The sequence below is a fragment of the Candidatus Obscuribacterales bacterium genome, from assembly GCA_019744775.1.
Taxonomy (GTDB): Bacteria; Cyanobacteriota; Vampirovibrionia; order Obscuribacterales; family Obscuribacteraceae; genus SBAT01.
Map to the genome: position 1 here is coordinate 174643 of JAIETZ010000002.1, position 23727 is coordinate 198369.

The following is a 23727-nucleotide window of genomic DNA, read 5'->3' on the forward strand; positions in this document are numbered from 1 at the left end:
CTACGGAGCGATCGGCGCGTAGTTGCCGTGGCTCATTTGTGTTTGTTGGACGACAGCGGCCATCTTCACTAGTTTTTCCAGCAATGCTTTGTCGGAGCCGTCTTTGCTGCTGACGATTCTCTTCAAGACGTCAATTTCTTGCATCAAGGAAACAAGCGATACTTCGCAACGGGCGAGGCTGTAGCCATTCGGCAGATCGACAAGTTTGACACGGCGGCGTCCGACGAGGTCAGCCTTCATTGATGCGTTGACTTCGCCGTTGGCTGGTCCAAGTACTGCTTCTTGACCGGCGGTCAGAGCGAATATCTTGCCGTTGATAACTAAGCGGACTGAATCAGGTGCGTTGTCGTAGAGGACACGTACTGTGGTTACATCGCCCTGACGCGTTACCATTGCGACGGTGCCGGATGTTACATAGACATCGCAGTTGCCGGCTTTAACAAGTGTCTGACGATGTGAGGCAACTACTGCTTCACCATTCTTCAGTGTCATCACACCAGGCTCGTTGAGCGTTAGTCCTGTGCGCGCTGTATGACGTACTTGAGCAGATGCTGCAGAGAGTGTAAATATGCCGGATGTGGCGATGTTCGGAGTTGGTATTGGCTGAGCAAAACCGATTGGTACAAGCGCTTTGCCATCACCGTTACCGGCAACCGCACTACCTGGTTGACCATTGATGACCGGCATGCCAGAACCGACAGTTGCTGTTCTTATACCAGTAGCTGGGATAGACGCCTTCGGCGTTGCATCCATCTTCTCAAGCTTGGCTCTTGGTGGCTGAGCATTTGGATCCGATGGTGGCAGTGCCGGAGCTTGTGCCAACTCTTCTCTCAAGTCATCGATTCTCTTACGAACAATTACAGAGAAGCAACCAGTGTTGCAAGACAACAGCAACTCACCAGCAGCAGCAGAACGACGATCAAATAATTGCTTGCGAGCATTCTGACCAGGTCCAACCATAATTGTTCCACCAACCGGCTGTCTGTCGATGCCATCAACTGGAATGAGTTCTTCCTCAGCCAATGCATTGTCGGCAATGACCAACTCTTCGCCAGGACCAGCAACTAAAGTATGTGTTTGACCGGCATTGGTTACAGCAACATCTGTATCACTGCCGGATAAGCAGGCTACGCGCAATAATCCTTTTGGTTTCTTCTCAACCATAGTAGCTGATTTAGCCGGAACAGTAATACGACCCTGACTTGTTTCAATGATCAAATCTTGTGTGCCGGATATTGTGATGAGTTTGCCTTCTCTAAGCAAGATTGTGCGTCCAACTCCTGGAGCAAGTGTCGTGCCGCCGCTGCTTATCACGGCAGTGCCGTCATCTTTCTCGAAGGAGAAGGCTTCGCATGAGCCATTTGCCATGAGCCAATTGGTTTGCTCGGGATCTTCAGGTGTGCCGAAGTTGGCTGAATTCAATTGGGTCGGTACGCATGGTTTGGTTTGCGCAGTGTTGAATACCTGATCGATGTCCTGCACAACGTCCTTCGATGTCAATGAATTGGTTGCATTATTTGGATTGATTGTGACGCTAAGCTCAGTGTCTCCACCAATACCGCCACCGCCGCCGCCTGTACCACCACCGCCTGGTGTTGGTGGTGTCGGAGGTATCGGTCCACCACTCAATGGAGGAGCTACAGCCAATACAGCCATGTTGTTCAATACAATCGGTCCGACTGGGTCAATGGCGATGACGCCACCGTTGGCGACCAAAGTTGTTGTGCCGTTAACAGAGATTGAACCCTTCGTTCCGGAGTCAAACATAATCGTGCCGCTTTCCGGAGTGGTAATGCTTGAAGTTCCTGAGACGTTTACTGTACCGGCGTATGTTGTCTGACCACCGGTAATACGGTTAAGTTGCGTCGTATTTAGATAAGAACTTAGACCGCCGGCTGGTGATGGTCCGTTCCATATAGCAACACCGCCACCCTGGTAAGCTCCTACTGTCTGTCCATCAATTATCACCGTGCCGCCGCCGTTGATATAGCGAGCGACTGATGTGACCGAAGCTCCGGTGTTGCCGGTCATGGTGCCATCAACTGCCCAGACAATGACGTTAGCTGCTTGAGCGAAGAGCGAAGTCGAATCACCGAGAACAATATCCTCAGCCGATGTGATATTGATGTTGTTGCCAACACTGAGCATGCTGACAGAAGTGCCGTTCGGTGAAGAAACATCAGATGTGGCACCGGTTGTCGTAATATTTATTGCACCGTTATATTGAATAGCGGCAGTGTTGTAATCACCGAATGCATTCATACTAGTGCTACGTGGATCAAATCCGGCAGATATTGTGCCGGCACTTATGTTAGTCGCTCCCGTCGTACCAAATCTTGCGTTACCCAAAGATGTGATGTTTACATCCAAGCTGGCAGTGACGTTACCTTGTTGAACATGAGCTTCGCCACCCGTGGCAGCGAAAGTCAGAATTCCGTTTAGTGGTTGGACATAGCCGACAGCGGTCGTATTGATTAACGCGCGCGTATCACGAATTCTCAAATCACCACCAGTAGTGGAAACACTGACAAAGCTACTTGCTGTGGTTGTGCCTGTCGGCGTTGTGACTGCACCGATGATTTCGCCGCCTGTCGATGTTATACCGAAGAGGACGTTAGAAATAGTCACGGTATTGGTGCCGCCAACTAGTCCTGCCTGGATGACACTGTTGTTGGTGATATTAAAGTCTTTCTGATTGCTTGTATAAGTTAGGTCAGCACTCTTCGTGGATGTGATGCTTACATTTGTTGCTGCTTGCATGCCGTTAAATAGAGTCGGCATGATGGCGTTGGTGCCATTGTTGACATAGAAGTCACCGTGAGTGGTTAAGTCAATGAAGCCTGTTGAAGCAACCAAATTCTGAGCTCCATAACCGGTCAGCAATCCGGTCATGTTATTGGCAGATACAGCAGTGATGTTTGTGGCAACACCGGATAATGCACCGTAGAGGATATTGTTGTACAAGCTAGCTGTTCCACCGTCAGCGACAAACTGGACAAGACCTGTCGTTTCAATATTGCCGTTGTTGTTACCGGCAGTATTGACGCTTAGTGTGCCACCATTGCTCAAGAAGGTAATTGTACCTGTGTTGGCTGCGCCCAAGGCAACCAAGTCACCAGTATTGGTTACGGACAAGCCGACGTTAGCGCCACTGCCTGACAGTAATGGAATGATATTGTCGTCATCTGTTGCATTCAAGCCAAGTACAACGGCGTTGTCGATGATGTATTGCTGCGTCTCCGTTCCCATACGAGCAAAGATGATGTTGCCACCCGTTGCATTGGTGTTGCCGTCGTTTGTTGTTATCGCATGTGGATTAGTTGCGTTATCAAAGGTGGCAGCGTTTGTAAACAGATTGATTTGACCACCTGTAGCTCCAGTTGCTCCAGCTAATGCTGTTATGTCTTGTTGAATATCAATTGGGCTTACAGATGAGCCGGACAATAGTGTGATGACGCCACCGTTACCGTTGCCATCACCATTAGCTTCCAGACTGCCTACAAAGGATGTGCCGCTGAGGTTGCCGACTACCAACACTTCTTCCGTTGCGATGCCGACTATACTACCGCCGTTACCGTCGCCTTCGCCATTGGCAGCAAGAGCGCCATTTACTTGAATGCCGGTACCTTGGATGTAGATCTTACCGCCGTTGCCGCTACCGGATGTGACAGAGACATCAATGGCGTCAGCTTGTCTGACGTATGTGGGTCCCTGCAAGTTAATTAGCGTGATGCTGCCACCGTCACCTCTGCCGAGTAGGTTAGCGCCGCCTGAAGCGGTGAGCAATGATCCTGTCGTGCCTGATTCGTTCCAGACACCATTGAATGAACCATCAATGGATGGCGGTGTAAGAATGTCACGATCAATTGTTAACGGTGTGGTTGTCTTGGTGATGATTGTGATTGAACCACCATTACCGTTTGGTGCGCTCACGCTCAGTTTGTCATTTGGAATCCAGACGCCGCCAGGAGCGTTAACTGTAATCGAACCGCCATTAGCGTCAGGCAAGCCGGTAATGATGTTATTGCCGGCAACCGGTCCGCCTTCTGCACGCAACGTACCGTTGACGTAGCTAGATCCGCTAGCCTGACCGATTACTAGAGTCTGTTGCGTATCGAATGTAAGCAAGGTGATGGAGCCACCACTGCCGGAACCGACACCGGAGACATCCATAACTGGAATTCCGCCAATTAACGGTAGTCCGTCTATTTGTAGAACGGTGCCGCCTAATGTGAGGTTGCCGCCATGGTGGTCTGCTACGGTGCCGTCGTAAGTAAATCTGACGGCATTGGCAAAGTCAGTAATTTGTAGAGGACCATTTTGGTTGATGAGTGTTATTGTGCCGCCGCCACCTGCACCGCCGACAGCGATGAATCCGGCAATGTAGTTATTACCACAAGCCGGTCCGCCACCACAGCCGACAATTAAGGCATTGCGTGAGTTGGTGATTACATTTACTTGACCTGCTTCACCACCAGCCATTGTGCTGTTGGCTTGCAGGGTACCGTAATTGACACCGAGAATCACCTGACCGAGATTGTCGTTGATGATATTGCCACCGGAATTAATTGTGATTGCACCACCGTTTGGTCCGTTGACAGTGACGATCCAATCGAAATTCAAGACTGCAATTGCCGGCACGGTAATGAATACGTTACCGCCGGAATCATTGGCGACATCCAAGCTTGCTGATGTAGCGTCAACTGTCAAAGCTGCTTGTTGCATCAAGTCTCCACCTGTGAGAACAAGATTGATGTTGCCGCCGGAAGCGCCGTTGCTGCTGGCAACAATATTGCCGCCGTTAAGCTCCAGTCCGCCGTTGCGCAGCTGACCGACAAAGACATTGATGTTGCCGGCATTGCCGAAGAAGCTGGATGCATCGAGGCTCGCTCCACCGGCGTTTGGATTCAAGGCAATGCGTCCAACTCCTGCCAACAAATTGATGTCGCCGGAGCCACCACCGCCTGCGTTGAAGCCACGGTTACCGGAAAGAATGGCACCGGACATTTCAATGTCCTGACCGGTTGCAACAGTGACATTGCCGTTAAGTCCGCCGCCGAATGAGCGAATTGAATTACCGCCGAATGTATCGCTCGATGTAGCACTGACGCTAATGCTACCGGCTGTTGCAACAAGATTTACATTGCCTCCGTTTGATTGTGAGGAACCTGTATTGGCACTGCTATCGATGTAACCGTCGACAGTAATTCCGCCTGCTGGTGAAACAACGAAGATGCTGTTGCCTTGACCTTGTGAATCAGTAAAGTTGGTCGAGCCGGATGCTGATGTGTTGGTTGTGGCAAAGCTTGTTACCAGGTTGCCTGTTAAGTGAATTCCTTGTGCGGCACCCAGAACAACCGGAGCTGCCGTATCGGCATTGGCTAAGTAATCCATCGACATCAATTGACCAATGGCATTAACAGCAGTCAGTTCACCGGTAAGGGCAACAATTGGCGCCAGCATATGGAAGTTGCCGTCTGTGTTGACCGTGATGCTGCCATTTGTAGTAGCCAGATCAAGTGAATCAAAACCACCAGCTGCCAGGTTGCTGCTGACACCTGTTAACGAAATGGTAAATGTCTGGTCACCAGTCAATACGAGATGCGCATCTTCGCCTACTCCCAACGGATTGGCATTTTGGAACCATTGAACAAGTGTATGTCCGTCTGGATTGTATACATGCTGAGTGATGTCATCCATGTAATTAACAGCACCGGCTATTACATTGCCGTTGGTGAGAATTACAACCGCACCGGCTGCTTCATCTCTTGTTTGTTGGTTCGCAATGTTGGCGTTGTCGGTTACAGGCAGACCGGTTACTAGATTGACTCCGCGTGTGCTGGAGATAAATACATCGCCACCAAAGCCGTCTGTTAATACATTTGGTGTGGCACTTATAAACGGATTGCTGGAAGTATTGCTCGTGGTGATAGTGCCTTCAACATTTATATAGCCAGGAGCGCTTATGGCAACCGAGCCGCCTTTGGCTGTCGAGCCGGAAGCAGTTGTGTTTATAGACTGGATTTGCATAATTCCTGGCTCTTTGGGCAGGCTCAAGGCAAGTGCCGGATCCATATTGATCATGACGACGTTACCACCGCCTGTGGCACCTGATGTATTGATATTGCCGATGAGCATGGCGTATCCGTCATCTCCGGATGTCACATTGCTCATTACGACATCGCCGCCGGCGCCATTTGCGCTTGACGTATTGACGTTGAAGTCACCATCGTTTTGTGCGCGAATGGTTGTTATTGCGCTAACAAATACGCGTCCACCACCTGCTGGACCTGAAGCATTAATTCCAGGATTGCTCGAGCCGACACGACCTATTTCAACTGCATTTTGTGAGTTGCCCGCAACAACAAGACCGCCTTTGGCACCGACCGTATCGAGAAGTCCGAAGTTACCACTGACATTGATGTCACCTGTTACAAACTGATCACCGGCTGCCGTCAACATGACGTTACCGCCGTAGTTACCTTCGCCTGTACCGTAAGCGACTATGTCGTTTGGAATATTGAAGCTGCCCTTCAGGGTGGAGATAATTACCAATCCGCCGTTACCACCAGTGGAAGAAGCGTCAATTGCAGCAAAGGCATTAGCTGCTAGTTGCGAATAGCTGCTGTCGACATATGGGCTGTCGATAACTAGCGATGTAACACCAAATGTGTTGGCATAGACAGAAACAATGCCGGCTCTTAGATTTTGGCTGCGGCTATTGAGTGATTCTGCCGTGACTGAACCACTCGAACCAATTACAATTGAACCGCCAAATGCGTTATCCAGACCACTGGCATCAATATGTCCAATGTTGCTTGTTGTAGCAGCACCGGCAGCATTAAGAATAAAGACGCCGCCGATATTCAACTGGTTACTGGTCTGACCATAGCCTATAAGATTAGCGCTGCCCATATCCAGTGAACCATTACCAAGTTGAATCGTGATGTGACCACCATTGGTACCACCGGATACATTGATATTGTGTGGATCAGTTACGTTGAAGTTGATGTCTTCAGTACCAATGCCGATGTCATTGCCGGATATCATCAGCGTGCCGCCACGACCTTGCTGCGAGGACAAGTCAATTGCCGTCTCATTGTCTGACAAGGTACCGACAACATTGACGCGACGACCGGACAAGGTGGCTGTGCCGCCCAGTCCAGCTGTTGTGTTAGCCGAGATGCTTGATACTGTGACTATGCCCAATGGCGCTCTTAGTTCGATGTCACCGCCTGGTTGAGAGACGGTACCATTAGCTGCCAATGTTGTAGCCGTTAGATTGGTAGCCATAGCTATTGCTACAAACGATCCGCCGCCGTTATTGCTGGCTAGACCAGATACATCGACAGCGCCACCAATGTTCACAGCGCCACCTAGCAATTGGACGGTGCCACCGTGCGAGCCTGGTTGCGCACGAGTTGTGCTCAGTATGTCGCCGCCGACGCTCAATGTTCCGAAGTTGAACATGTAAATTGGCGCGCCGTTAGCGATTAGCGATGATGTGGTGCTGCCCGTGCAACTTGGGAAGCAGTTGGTTACATCATTGGTAACGCTTACATTGTCGGCACTCAAGATTGCTACAGCAGAAGTGCCGTTGCCGGTAACTGAGTTAGCGCTGACAGAGCGTGGTGTAACAAGCGGTGCCAAGAAGCTTGATGTCGGTCCGACAAATGTCAGATCGTTGAAGGCAATGGTTGTTGGGAAATCAACCAACGGACCAGCCGGCATGCCGTAGGTCATGCTCGATGTTGAATCAAGAATGTATGGTTGAGCACTCGGTGTAACAGCAAATGTGTAATTGTGGCTCGAGTTGAGAACAGTAGCGTTAAACATTCCATTGACGCTGTTGTTGGAGTTGTAGATATTGTTCTCGACGAGATTCGGGAAGAGTCCGACATTTGGACCGGTGACAAAGTTGGAGACAACCGTGGCGCCACCTAAAGTGACGTTGTAATAGATATCGCCGTTGGACATTACAACTTCGGTACCCATCGAGCCTAAAGTACCACCGGATACATTGATACCGCTGACACCGTCAATTGCTGTGCCTGGGAGAATGAGAGGAGCATTCGAGCCGACGGAGATGTAGACGCCGCCACCGACACCGTTGCTGGCAGTGCCGTTAGCGGTAATATTGCCGGCAATTGTTGCCTGACCTGGCGTGGAGATGACAACCGAGCCGCCGAATGACGGAGCGGAAACATCGAGACTGCCGGAAATAGTCACTGTGGTGTTATCAATTGTGAGTGATGCGCCACTGCCGCTTACGGTGATATCAGCAGTCGGATTAAATGTAGCGAGCCAGATGGTGCCACCGACACCGACGTTCAAGGCAGAGACTGCATTTGCACCAATTGCTCCTTCAACATCGATACCGTTCTTGGCTAGAACCATAACGTTGCCGCCATTGTTATAACCACTGGCGACTATGTCGGCGTTGATGCTGACTTTATCTTCAATAGATTCAATAACAATTTGACCGCCTCTTTCCAGACCATAGGCATTTAAGACTGTGTCCGATCCGCCGTTGATTGTTACAGCACCACCGGCCTTGAGATAAATTTGACCACCGTTGAATAGAGTGCCGTGCGCATCGATACCGACATCACAGCCGACACAGCTTTCTTCTATCGTCAAGTTACGAGTAGCGCTCATGTAGACGCTGCCGCCGCTATAGCCTTGATCGTTGAATAGCCAGTTTGTTTCTATACTGCCCTGAACACTTATTTGCACTACACCAGGTGTGCCCTTGTCTGAAGATGTGTCGATTGTTGCCGGCGACAAACTATTGCTACCGAATGTGCCGAGATAACCTTTGTGCACGCCAATTGTCAGATTACCGGCAGCGCCAACTGTGGAGCTTGTGTCAACAAGTGCAGTTGGTGAGTCAGTAAGGATTAGACCAGCTGAGGATTGATAGGCAACGCTACCGGACAAGAGTGATTGCTGAATGAGCAATGTGAAGTTACCGCCACCGGCTGCCGCACCGGATGTATCAATTCCAGGAACAATCAAGTTGCCTATTCCGATGTTTACGGTCAGATTGCCACCTGTCGTATTGGCTGATGTATCGATTATGTTATCGAACATAACGTCGCTGCCGGCAAGAATTTCTACGTTGCCGCCAAGCACAGCTGCGCTTGTTATTAGATTCGAGGCATGCACTGTTCCATTCGGTGCAATTATCGTCACGTCACCACCGATTGTGGTACCGCCGGCACGAATGCCTGCTGAACCGGCAACAACACCGGAGCCGTCCAAGTCTATGGAAGAACCGGCTTGAATATTGATGTCGCCACCGACATTACCTTCGGTGAATATTGCCCACGGTGTGAGCGCAGCGCCGCCGGTGTAGATATTTACCGTGCCGCCTGTTTGAGCGCCGGTTGTTAGTTGCGTGCCATTTGTAGTGCCTGAATCATTCATGATATTCAGTCCGCCTGGTGGCACTAGTCCGAAGCTGCCCTGCGTGCCGGCTAGAACTGAAATGTTGATTGTACCGCCGTTGGATACTTGCGAACCGGCGTTGATGCTATTTTCCGGTGGAGGGATAGAGAAGACTGTGTTGTTGGTAGCAACAAGTCCTGTGTACAAGCCGGCACCGGACAAGCCTATAAGGATATTGACGACACCACCTGTACCGGCAGCGCCAGTAGCGTCGATGTAACGGCTATATGTTCCTTCCGGACTATTCAATGTGATATTGCCGGAAGCGGTTACCAAGTTAACTTCACCGGCATTTACTGGTGAGCTGACATTGATTTGACCATTGACGGCTATACCGGCTCCCGTTGTGACATTAACAATGCCGCCATTCAATCCACCGGTGGAAGTAAGATCACCAACTGTGGCAGAAGCGAACGGAGCAAAGGTATTAATGATGCCTCCGTATTGTGTACCGGATACATCAACACTGCCGGTATTAACTTGACCTAGCGCTGAAACAAATGTCACGGTGCCGCCGACGCCAGTGCCGGTATTGGTCACATCACCAGTTACATTCATAGTATCCAGCGATACCAATGTAATGTTGCCGGCACTACCTGAGGCAACTGTCAAATCACTAAGGATGTCAAATCCGGTTTGGGAAAGAACTGGAACTATCGCACGACTATTGCCACCGTTATCAATTGTCACTGTGTTGCCCGCACCGGAAGGTGTGCTGAATGAGAGATATCCAGCTGGATTGTAATTGTCCAGCGTCGATGGCGTAACGGTAATTGTTATGCCACCGGTGACATTGGTAGGTACATTGTAGACAACCGATGATGGGTTCACATCGGAGAAGACACCAAGTTGTCCGGCGGCTACGCTATTGGTACCGCTTTGATTGATGTCTTGACCGGCGACTAAAATAATTTGTCCAACTTGAGCGCTGCCTGATTGAGCAAGTGCATTGACATTGGTAAGTGTCAGATCATTGCCGCTGGACAAGAATACTGTTCCTGCAGCCGCTTGATTGCCGGCTCCGGCATTGCTGTTGCCGACATTTACATTACCCCCTAGTGTGACATTGCCCAGACCGGCAACTGCCACTGCGGCACCCAGACCTTGCGTGCCGGAAGCAACACCATTGATGCTGACACCGGCTGTCGCACCAATTGTTAGTGATCCAAAGCTGGCATCCATACTGTAGACCTGTACGGTGCCACCACCTTGACCGCTTACATTGATGGAGCCTATACCGATGGAGACTCCAGTACCTAAATTGCTGCCGCCTGATACAACCATTACGTCAGCGCCGGAACCGTTAAGTGATGTTCCTGTTAATCCATATGATGATGTGATGGCACCAGCCGATGAAGCAAATATTGAACCGGCATTAGCCGTTCCTGAAACATCGATGCCAAAGACATTGTTCTGGAGCGTACCTGTTGCATTGCCGTACGACAATGCTTGCTTGCCGCTGACATCAACGAATCCACCAGTTGCTCCACTTGTGCCTGTTGCATCAATGTTGCCTACAGTGACACTGTTGCTTGGTGAATAAAGAATTACTTTACCTGCGTTGTTGCCGGTGCCGGATGCATAAGCTTCAATATTGCCGGCATTTATGGCGCCTGTACCCTGAGTGACCATGAGTACAGTTCCGGCATCATTGCTTTGCGCGCCGACTGTTATATTACCGGTGGCGGTAATTTGTCCAGTGACTGCTTGCATAGCTACATTGCCGCCCTTTGCTTCGCTTGTGCCGGCAGCTAAGATGTCGTTGTTGCCGACATTGATATTGTTCCAGGCTTGTAATGAAACGGTACCTGCTTGATTGCCATTACCCAAGCCGCCTACATTTACATCATCACCCAGCGTGATGGAACCAACTAGAGCCTTGGCGTTCAAATAGCCACCGGAGCCGTGTGCGGATGAGGCATTGCCACTCAAATTGATTGCACCAGTCACGGTGATGTCACCAAAATAGCTGAACAGATTGACATTGCCGCCATCGGCATTTTGCGTGCCGCTAGCATTGATGCTGCCGCCGACAGTGATGTTGTCCTGAGCAAAGATGTTGACATAACCGCCGGTGAAGTCAGTGCCGTTGCCTTGAGCGGCAATCGAGCCAAGGTTTACTGAACCGGCTGTTGAGTTAATTAGTACCAATCCGCCAACTGCGAGCAGCGAACCACTGGCATTCAGTGCCCCTGTTACTGTGACGTCACCTACGGCATTGATGGCGATATTACCGCCTGGTGCATTTGGTCCAGTTGAAGATGTATCGACAGATGTCAGACTGACACCACCCAATGTGTTGATGCCGACATTACCGGCAGCAGCACCAGCTGAGCCCGTGGCAATCAGGTCTTCACCGACGACACTGCCTTGAGCGGCGATACCTATATTTCCGGCAAAACCAACTGGTCCGGTTCCGGAGGAATCAAGATCTTCATTGAGGGTGATTGCGCCCAATGGGTTAGCCAAGACTATTGAGCCGCCTTTGCCTACTGGAGAGCTGGTATCAATTGTGTTGACGTCAAATCCAAGAACTGCCGGGGCAACAATGTGTACTGAACCGGAAGCACCTAACAAATTGACTGTAATGATTTGATCCGGAGCGGAAAGTTCATCGGCTGATGGAGTATAAACGAGATTGACTGAATTGACGGAGAAGTCATTGGAGCCATCCGTCAAAACATTGCTGCCCGTAAGGAAGGTGGCATTACCCATAACGTTTAGACCACCGGATGTACCAAGACCGGTATCACCAGCAAAGTTCACCAGATTACTGAAGTTGGAATTTGTAGTTGAACGATTAGATAAGGTATTGACGGTGACGCTGGAGCCGGCGGCAATGGTAATACCGGCACCGTTGGCGTTGCTTATACCACCGGCAACAACCGAAGCAGCCATCACATCGTCAAAGCCCAGCAAGGTAATGTTACCGGCTGTGTTAGCTTCCTGGTTAAGCAGACCCTTAGCATAAGAATTGACATTGCCACCAGCAACTGTTGTTGGGTTGCTCCAGGTTCCAAGTATAAGGTCACCGGAAACAGCAGCAGCAAGGATATTTCCGCCATTGCCTGTGCCGTTGGCATTGGATGAATTGATGGTGACACCAGAAGAATTACCGACTACAGTTACCGATGATCCAAGTAGTGCAACGTTACCGCTTGAACCAGTTGTTGCAGCTGTCGATACATATCCGTTAATCGTCAAATTCTCTTGGGCAAGAGCAGCAACATTGCCGGCTGTTCCTGAGACATTCGTCAAATTACCGGATAAGGTAATGTCACCGGAAGCAACTACTGCTGCCAATCCGCTACCAGAGCCGGTTACACTGCCTGCGCTCAAGTCACCAAGAACAACAACCGGCAGAGCCAATCTGCCTGTCGAGCCGACCGTCAAATTGCCGATGGTCAGCTGATCGTTGGTTGCACTTGTAGAAATTGCACCGGCAGGCAATAGATAGGTGTTCACACCATTGGACAAGACCGGTCTGCTTTGAGCATTCAAGGACAATGTGTAATTGCCGGAAGCAACAGAGCTGTCAAATACGTTTGGTTGCGATGATACATTTGCAAACAAGCAGGCACCGCCACATGAGGAAGTGACCGTGCCGGCTGTAATTGAGCCGTTAGCCAGCACAACCACCTGACCAAGACTAGCAGAACCCGATGTCGTCAAATTGCCGAGAGTCAAAGCGTTTGTCGAACCGGTTGAAACGAATATGCCGCCGCCTTGACCGGATGCTCCAGTGCCGGATGCAGTGAGTGTACCTACAGAGTCAATTGAAGCACCGCTGACAATCGTGATTGTGCCGCCTCTGGAAACACCATCGGCGTTAACTGAAGGATAAGCACCTTGATAGAGACTGATGTCATTGAACGGCAAGAAGCTGACGAGCATTACATTGCCACCGGTCGTGCCGCCTGCTGCATCAATTTGGCTGAGGACATCAATACCATTGGCGGCAAGCATGGTCACCGTGCCACCTTGCTTGGTGCCCTGAACATTTACCGAAACCGGAACAGTGTTGCCGTTAACGAGGATATTATTGAAGCCGTTGACGGTTACTGAATCCTTTAACGATTCAAGAACAACATTGCCGCCGAGTCCAACTACATCACCGGCAGAGCCACCTTGAGCTCTCAGATATCCGTTGACTCTCAAGTCGCCGTAGCTGCTCATCACGACATTGCCGCCGTTAGCAACAAGACCATTGGCTGAGAAGTCGCCATTTAGTGTAGCGTAGCCACCGCCACGTACAAGGATGGTGCCGCCATTTTGACCGGACGTGCTGGCTGACCAAGATGTCGACAATTGACCTCCGACAAAGGCTGTGAAGTTGCCGCCGTTGCCGTATTGCGAATCAGCAGTGAAGAGAAGCGGTAAGTCATGAGCCGTCAGCATATCTTGCTGGACGTTACCGGTGAACTTACCTTGTGGTCCGTTCTCAATTGAGATATTGATGTTGCCGGCATTGCCGAAGCGTGATGAGGTAACTACTTCAGCGCCTTCATTGCTGCCGGATACAATGATACCGGAAGCGTTGTTTACATCAGCCTTGGACTGGAATATGGACAGGTTGAACGAACCACCTGCTCCTTCATCACCAGAGGTGTCCACTCTCACTGCATATGTGTTGCTTCCACTACCGGCGCCGGCTGTCAGATAGAAGTTGCCGAAGTGAATGGAAGCATTCACGTTGCCACCATTACCGGCCGATGATGTATTGATATTTCTTTCAACGCTTATGTCACCGAAGGACAGGAGGTTGATGTCGCCGGCTTGGACAAGTCCTGTCGTGGAAAGAACTGTGCTATTAGCGTTGCCTGTAATAGCAATTTCTCCACGAGGAGCAACCAGGTTAATGTCTCCACCGAATGTCAGACCGAATGTATTGATTGCACCGAACGGCAATGCTCCAACGACTGAGCCATCAGATGTAATTTCCAAGTCACTGCCGGAGAAGATTCTTACGTCGCCGCCGTTTTGTCCGGTTGCCACAATGCCCATGTTAACAACGAAGTCTCCGTTAACCATCATTGTCACATCGCCGGCATTGCCACTGGCAGAAGAGGTGATGATGTTGGCACCGCCGGACGAAGCAGCAGCACCAACTTGACCTTGGGAGCCACGGAATATGCTCAAGGAGAAGTTACCGCCATTGCCGTAGGTAGAGCTTGTGTTGATAGACAATTCGCAATTCGAGCAAAGCAATGGATTATTGGCAAATACCAATCCGGTGTTGCCGGTTGCGCCACCGGTATCCGGTGTGCTCTGTGAGATGTTGATGCGTACATTACCACCGGCTGCATTGACGGATGACGTATCCATGTAGCGGTAGTTGTCGAATGTATTGCTATTGAGCAAATACAGACTACCTTGTCCAATACCGATATTTACATCGCCGGCATAGCCGCTGGTGCTGGTGTTAATTGGGTTTTCATAGAATTGCGAGAATCCTGATGTGGTCTTCACGTGACCAGAGGCAAGTGTGCCGCTGGTGACTATCGTGCTGCCGTTGCCATAACCAGGTCCGGCAACACCGACAAGTTCGATAGCGCCATTTGGTGAATTCAAGATGACATTGCCGCCGAAGCTACCACCGGCTGATTGCAGACCTTCGCCATCGACAAGGCGCAGGCTGCCGGCTGTGGTCATGTAGATGTCACCGGCACGATTGCCAAATGTCATTGCAGTCAAGTTGATGATTTCATCGCCGCCGACAAAGGTTAGGATATTGCCGCCGACACGCCCGGCACCCAGACTACCGGAAGATGTATCAAGCGTAAAGTCGCCGTTATTAACTCCTGTCGGTCCGATGAAGCCGAGATCACCGGATAGTACTTCCAGCAAGATATTGCCGCCTGCATCAGATGTCGATCCTGTTTTCACATTCGATCCGCTAACAACACCAACATTGCCGGCAACTCCTGCAGCTCCAACAAGCATTACGACATTGCCGCCTTGTGAGCTTGCTGAAGTTGCATTCAAATCACCGTCAAAGGCGATGTTGTTTGTTGCAGTTATAAGATGAATGTTGCCGGCAGCTTGCGTTGAGTATGTATCAATACCGGATACGAGATCAACTCCTAGTTCAGCAGAAGCAATTACTTGTCCACCGGCATTGGCACCATTGGCGTAGATGCTTTGTGAACCTAAAGCTCCGTCACCAATAGATATCGTTTCACCGGCTTGGATAAATACATTACCGCCGACGCCTGTGCCATTTACAGCGATATTGTCGCCAACTGCCACATCGGCTCCGCTGAATAGGCTGGCAAAGCCGCCTGTTACACCGCCCTGCAAATCAATTGTCTTGTTGACTGTTAAGTCACCAACGGAAGCCATGGCGAATCCGTCATTACCGTTGACGCCGCTTACAAAGTCAACTGTTGCCGAACCACGAGAAAGAATTGGAGCAATCATCGATGAATTGCCGTCAGTATCAATCAACAGTCCGGCTGTATTGCCTGCGTTGTGGATGTTTATTGAAGTAAATCCTGACGGATCATAATTGCTTACATCGCCAACCTTGATAGTTACTGTTTGTGTGGTCGTTGCATTAGCGAAGAGGTTCGGGTTGACATTGATGTTCTGTTCGACATAAGTATGTCCGGCGACAGCAACCAAACCGGCAGCATCAACGGCACCAGAGGAAACTAGAATTGCATAACCGGCATCAGCATTATTCGTACCGGATATTTTGATTGTTCCATTTGTATCAATGTCAACACCGGAAGATAGGAACAAGTCACCGCCGCGAGCACCGGCACCTGTTAGTGTTGCTGTGCTGGAAAGATCAATATTGCCGTTGATTACAAGTTCGCCGAGTGTAGCAATACCAACCGAAGCACCTTGTCCATAAGAACCGGCTGCAGTACCTGTTATTTGATTGAGAACTACACTGCCTTCATCGGAATCAAGGCTTATCAACTGGAATGTGCCACCGGCTTGACCGGAAACATTGACATTATTCAATGTAATTGAATTGCCGGAAGCGCTGGCTAGAGCGGAGACAAATACATCGCCACCGCGTCCGGAATTCGAATTAGCTGTTAAGTTCAAGGTGCCGGCTTGAGCAATATTTTCGTCAGCCGTGAGCATAATGACACCACCGGCTGCGTCACCTGCGACAGATATTCCCTTCACACCGGTACCCGAGCCGGCTGTAATAGAAGTTGTGCTGGTCACAACAACTGTGCCGCCAAGTCCGCTGTTGCTGGCGGAAGCATCGATATTGCCTATTGCTACCGGCCCACCTGTGGCGTCAATAACAACACGTCCACCGAAGCTATTGAGACCGGCGCCGCTAGCAAGTATGTCACCGCTAACGGTAATGCCGTAGATGCCTGAAGCCTTCAAGAGAACTGCGCCAGCCGACGAACCGACCGATGAAACATCAATGGTGCCGCCGACGTCAATCATGCCGTTGGCAGAAAGCATGGCAACGTGTCCGCCCAGAGCAGAGTAGTTTTGCAAATCACTGAAGCCCTTGGCTGATATAGAACCAGTGCCGGTTACGATATCACCATCAGCTGTAAGAAGAACAATACCGGCTGAGGCGTCACGTCCCTTGCCGTTGACATTGATGTTGCCGGTGATATAGATGGAACCTTCCGATGTATTAGCGGAGAACATACCGCCATTACCAGGCGTGGCGCTGGTCGTTGAAGACAGATCAACACTGCCTATGACATTTATGTTGGTTGTTTCCGAACTTACAAGTACAACGCCGCCTGTCGCACCATTTAGTCCAGGAGCTGTAATGTTGTTGACTGTAACGTCACCAAAGGCTGAAAGAACAATGCGTCCACCAACTACATTTTCACCAGATGAATAGGAAGTGATGTTGTTAACCGTTAGGGTGCCTGCTTTGGAATTAAGTGTGACTGAGCCACCGGCAGCATAACCATATCCGGAGACATCGACATTGCCTGCTCCACCTAAAACAACATTACCTGAAGCGCTGGCAACAACTGTACCGCCGGCGGCAAATGTGCCTGTGGCACTTGTATCAATATTAGAGACGTTAATCTCGTTGAGTGAAATGAGGGTGACAGCATTACCGGAAGCACCATTGGAGCCGGACGCATCGATAGTTCCACCCGGTTGAGTATTAATGCTGCCTGACGAAGATATTGTAATTGAACCAGCTGATTGTGCAGGACCAAAGCCCGATGCATCAATTGTGCCGGCGATATCCACGGCTCCCAATGTGTTCAAGATGGTTATAGAGCCACCACTAGCTGAATCCGATGATGTATCGATGCTGCCGAGTTTCAGTCCACCCTGGCTGGCTGTGACAACTCTTGCTGAGCCTGATGTACCAAATGCGTTGCCTGTATAAATGTAGGTTGGGCCAACAGCAACTCCGTTATCGGCACCGACTGAACCGGCTATGTCTGTCGATTCAACCTGAGCACCAAGATCTGAGCCGCGCAAGACAACCAGCATAGAAGCAGTTGTGGCAACTTTATTTGTGGAGTCAGTTAAGACATAACTATCAGGCAAGAACATGAAGTTGCCCGACAGCGTCAAACCACCAGTTGAGCCGGAGCCGGTATTTGGCGAGCCTGGATTGAAGGTAGAAAGATCACTTGCATTTCCGGATGTAGTTGATCTGATTGAGAGGCTGCCTACAGTAACGTTATAGCCGGCAGTCAGTGTAAGCGAACCGCCATTGGCATTAGTCAGACCACCAGCCAGCACATCGCCCAATCTCATTTGACCAGCAGAAGCAATCATTACATCACCGGCAATGCCGCCTTTGCCAATTGCGTACGACTGAACAGATCCATTGTTAACGGAGTTAATTGAGTAACCATTCCAATCACCCAGAGTTATGTCACCGACACGGCTAACAACAAATATGGCACCGCCATCCTTGCCGGAAGCAGTGCTGGCAGCATTTATTGCCGTCTCATTAGCGGTGCAACCCTGACAGCCAACATCAATTGATAGACCAGCCAATGTAACTGCGCCTGCGTTGCCTTGTGCCGATGTGGTGCTGACGTTGCCGCCGATTGAAAGATCTCCACCAGCCAAAATTGCCACAGATGAGGAGTTGCCGGAAGCATTGATATTAGTTACATCACCCGTGATGTTCACATCGCGAGTGGAAACTATGGCAACGTTGCTTGTGCCGGCACCATTCACTGAAGCAAAGTTCAATGTGCTGTTCACTACTAAAGGCACAGTCAGTGAAGCTGCTTCATCAAATGTAAATTGACCAAAGTTTATTGGCTGACTGCCACTTATTACTCCTGCAGGAAGTCCAAGTTTTTGACTGCCTGGCTGACCGGTCAATTGGAAATAAGGCATGGCATTGGTCGGCACGAATAATGTGTAATTGCCACTAGAAACCATTGTCTCTTCACTGAAAAGTTGTCCATACTGGTTATTGCTGTTGACTAACGGGAAGAGTCCTTGCGTCGAACTTGTAACAGGCGTTGATTGACCATTAATGGTGCCGTTGTTGAGCATGAGCAGGAAGCCATCGCTACCATAGCCGGCACCGGCAACATTTATGCCGTTGGCACCCATAGATACTAGTTGATTGGTATTGCCGCCAAGCGAAATGAATACCTGACCACCATTGCCGCTTGGTCCTGTCACTGAAACATCAATGTCGTAATCAAGCGAGTTGATTGTATTGCCGGCAACGATAGAAACGGAACCACCTTGCGATGAGCCACTAGCCAGAATATTTGCCGGCAGTTCAACATTGCTCGTAATATATTGCGAGACAATCATGACGTTGCCGCCGACAGCAATGAGATTCGGAGCGGAAGCTGAAACATTTATATCTTGAGCAACACTCACGCCGCTGAAGCCGACTAGCGACACATTGCCACCATTATTCACGCCGGTTGCCATAATGCTATAGAGCTGTCCGCCGACATTCAGTGCGCCATTTACGTTCACGTCGCCGTCAACCGATTGCAGGAGGATACGACCACCGTTGGCTGCACCATTGGCTTGAATGTATCCAGCTATTTCAAGATCGCTTGTAGCACTGGCAACAATAGAACCACCGTTGACCAGTGTGCCGTTGGCAATTAGCGAACCACCAACCATCAACATGTCTCTGGAGTTGAGCACTATTGCACCGGCTTCAGCTCCGCTTACATCAACTGTCCAATTAACATTGACTGCACCGCGAGTATTTAAAGTTACGGCTCCTGCAGGACCCGAGTCGGATGATGCATCTAAAGTAAGTGCCAGTCCAGTGATACCGCCAAAGTCACCGAAGTTGCCTGATAGCGATGAAATTGTGATGTTGCCGGCTGCTTGCTGTTCGGATCCTGTGTAGATGGAACCATTAGCCGACGGACCACCGGCATTAAGAATGATGCCGGACATGCCGTTGATACCGGCACCTGTTGCCGAAACCATCTTGCTTATATTCATGTTGAAATTACCGCCAGGTCCAAGCTCACCGCTTGTGTTGACCCACGTTCCATCATTAGCACGGCTGCTGAATATCAAATTACCGGCGTGCATGGAGATGTTCACATCGCCGCCTGTTCCTAATGAATGCGTATCAATTGAGCCTGCTAATGTCACATCACCGGTGCTGACGATATTTACCTGACCGCCTTGGACTTGTGAGTTAGCTTGTAGAGAAGTGCCGTTGACGCTTCCCAAAATCGTTACTTCCCCATTCGGTGCAGCAAGAACAATATTGCCGGCATAGTTAATGCCGTCGGCATTTATTCCGTTCGGTCCGGACAGTGTCAAATTGCCGCCGGCAGTGACAGTAACGTTGCCGCCGATTAGGCTACCGGAACTGCCAGTGGAATATGTGTTGATATCAAACATGGAGTTGATAGCACCACCAGCATAGATAGAAACATTACCGGCAATGGATGCAGCAGCAGTGTCTATTAGCAAGTAACTTGGTGTTGGATTACCCATATCACCCTGCGTGCCTGCTAATACATCGAGACGGAAGCTGCCGCCAATTGCCGATGTCGAACCAGTGTAAATGGAATTGTCGGCAGAGCCTGTGCCGTTATTTAGAGTAATGAGACCTTGGCTTTCGCCGCCTTGAGCAAGACCAATAAGTATGTCAACGTTGCCGCCGCGACCGTTGCTCGAGCTGGTGTCGATATAACGACCGTCGACTCCAGCTGTCTGACTTAAGGTTACTGAACCAATTGCTGTGACCAGTGTGACATCACCGGCGGAGTTCAACGAGCTTGTGCTCAAGGCTCCGGCGTATACGCCTGTACCGGCAACTACTTGAATGTCACCGGAGGCGATTGTGCCGCCTGTTGTAACCGTTTCAACCGTTACTGATGCGCGGGGAGCAAATATAAGTACACTGCCTGCGTCATGAGCATTGGAAACAGGCGTTGCCGTATTGATATTACCGGAGATATCTACAAGTCCGGTCAGGGAAGTAACGCTTATCAAACCAGAATTATTGCTGCCTGCTGTGGTTATGCCATTGGCTAGTGTCAAATCACCCAGTGAAACAAGATTGACGCTGTCGGCACTTACACTATTGGCAGAAACAGCTGAGCCAAGATCAATTTCGCTCAAGGAAACAATTGGAGCGGACAAGCGATAGTTGCCGCCAGTGTTAATTGTCAGTACAGCATTAGATGCTGTGTCGATATCCGTATAGCCAAGCGGATTGTAGTTGACCGGTGCCGCATCAGGTCTGACAGTAACAGTCATTGACGATGTTATGGTGTCCGGTCCGCTAACGGATGTAAATGCACCAAATTGATTGGCTCCAGCCTGTACGGCGCCAGTTGTAATCGTGCCGGAGGCTCCAGCTGAAATGAGAACACCGGCACCGGAAGCGGCGGCATTACCGGAGTTCACCAAGGTAATTGTATCTACCGTCACTCCAACAGCTGACGAAATGAAGAGATCACCACCACGAGCTGCCGGCAATGCACCAGCATTGGTATTCGATAAATGAATATCACCGGATGTTACCTGACCTAAACTGAACATAGAAATGGAAGCGCCAACACCAAGTGCCGAAAACGCATTGCCTGTGATGTCGTCAGTAGCAATCACGCCACCGGAACTATTGAGTGCCAACAATTGAACGATGCCGCCATTGTGACCGGAAACATGTATGTCATCCAACTGAATCGAGTAACCTTGAGTGTTTACGCCAGTTGTCGACACATGAACAATACCTCCATCACCTTCCTGCGATGCAGCAAAGAGATTGAGGCTGGCTCCACTTGCCTTACCAATGCCACCTTGCGAAGCAAGGCTTATCGTGCCGGCGCCGGTTGTGCCGTTAACAGACAAGCCGGAAATTCCAGTTGCGCTGCCGGCTGTAATGTCACCAAAGCTTCTAACGAAGATTATGCCGCCATGAGCACCGTCCTTGCCGGAAGCATCAATATTGCCTATTGTGGTGCTGCCGTTTGGCGTATCAATTAAGACATGTCCACCAATGTTGTTGCGTGCTGCGCCAAAAGCATTGATGTCGCCGTCGACATTGACTCCCTCTTGAGCAAGTGTTTGCAGGAATACCGTACCGCCATTGCCGCCCATGGAGGATACATCAATATTGCCACCAATATCCACTTGACCGTAGACAGAACGTGCGGCAACATTGCCACCAGCAGAAACAATTGGTCCGGATGTCGTTGTGCCATTGGCAAGCAAGTCGCCACTAGTTATGATATTGCCGAATGCAGCTAAATTAATCGTACCGGCATGTTGGAGATCCGCAGCACCGGAGGCAAATACATCGCCGCCAAGAGTGATATTGCCGCTTATGTTGCTTATTCCAAAGTAACCGGCGTTACCCAAACCAAAGTTTTTATCGCCTGAAACATCTACATCGCCACCGACTGAAACATTGCCCTTGAGGTTGCTCAAGACAATGCGTCCGGCGTCAGCTCCGCTGGAACTATAACTGTTCAAATCACCGGTGATGGCAATACCGAGTGCAGCCACCATTGATGTGCGACCACCGGCAAAGTTCAATCCGGAACTATTATTGTTCAACTCACCGACAGTTATTGTTCCATTGAGTGACGTGAGTGAAATATCGCCACCGGCTGACAGCGCATAACCACTGGCATCAACCAGGTTCAGACTGACATTACCACCAGCTACAACCGAGATACTGCCGCCAACTCCAATCGGACCCCATGATGTGGCGCTTAAATTGTCAGCCGTCACAGCACCGGCTGCATTCAATGAAATGCTTCCCGTTTGCGATCCGTTATCGGAGGAAACCGAAATATCAACACCTGTTGCATTGATGCTGCCATCTCCTACATAGTGTCCGGCATAGATAGCGATATTGCCGCTCTTGTTGGCTAAACCACTGCCTATTGCAGAGAGGTCGTCATTGAGAATGACGGAGCCTAACGAGTTGGTTAATACAATAGAACCACCATTACCTGTTTCGGAACCGGCGATTATTTTGTTAACTTGCATACCGGCAGGATCATTGGCAAAGAGCTTAACGGAACCGGCATCACCATTGCTGTTGAACGTCATGATCAATTCAGGAGCAACAGCGACTTGAGCAAATCCACCAAGGGTCATATTTACTGATGGCGCATTCATGCCGTTGTCGCCATCAAGCAAGATTACTGAGTCAGCCAAGAATGTATAAGCACCAAGCGCTGTCAATGTGCCTGACGAACCGCTGCCCGTTTGTGTCGGCGCCAATGTTGCATTCAGGGCATTGGCTACGCTTGTAGCAGTTGTCGAGCCCGCAGCTATTGAGCCAATCGTTGCATCACCTGGCGTGGAAAGTAAAATGTTGCCGCCGGAAGCATTGTTAAGACCTTCAGCAAATACATTGTTAACCTGCATACCTGCAGAACCAAGAATTGCAATACTGCCGGAAGTAGATTGAGCAGCAGCAGCTTGCGTATAGATGTTTCCAGTGGTGAGATCCTGTAATTGGCCGTTGTCCCAATCACCTATTGAAACCATGCCGTCCATTGCCACCAATAGGGCACTGCCCGGAAGTTCCGTTGATGCGGATGAAGAATCAATATTGCCTGTGACGGACAGTCCACCGCTTATCAGTGAGATGTTGCCGCTTGCCAGACTACCGGATGCAGTTGAATTCACATCGCCGTCAACGGACATATTGCCACCGGCAATTAGGAGAATATTTTGACCGGATGACAGAACCGAATTGGCAATAGACATATCACCGGAAACAATGACCGTTGTTCCGGCGCTTACCGTGCCAATGTCAGCACTACCGGCAACAACAACAAATTGACCGGATGCTGTCGGAATATTGAGAGGAGTTCCGGCTGCCACTTGAACAAGCGC

The 23727-nt window shown here is 50.1% G+C and carries 1 protein-coding gene (only partly in view); it reads right to left on the reverse strand.

The genetic code is table 11. From position 1 onward, the window contains the following. On the reverse strand, positions 1-23727 hold the 3' portion of the coding sequence (locus K2Y22_04510; protein MBX9877699.1) for a hypothetical protein. Its footprint extends 51297 nt past the window's final position; only the last 23727 of its 75024 coding nucleotides appear in the window; its start codon lies beyond the right edge, outside the window; the stop codon is at positions 1-3.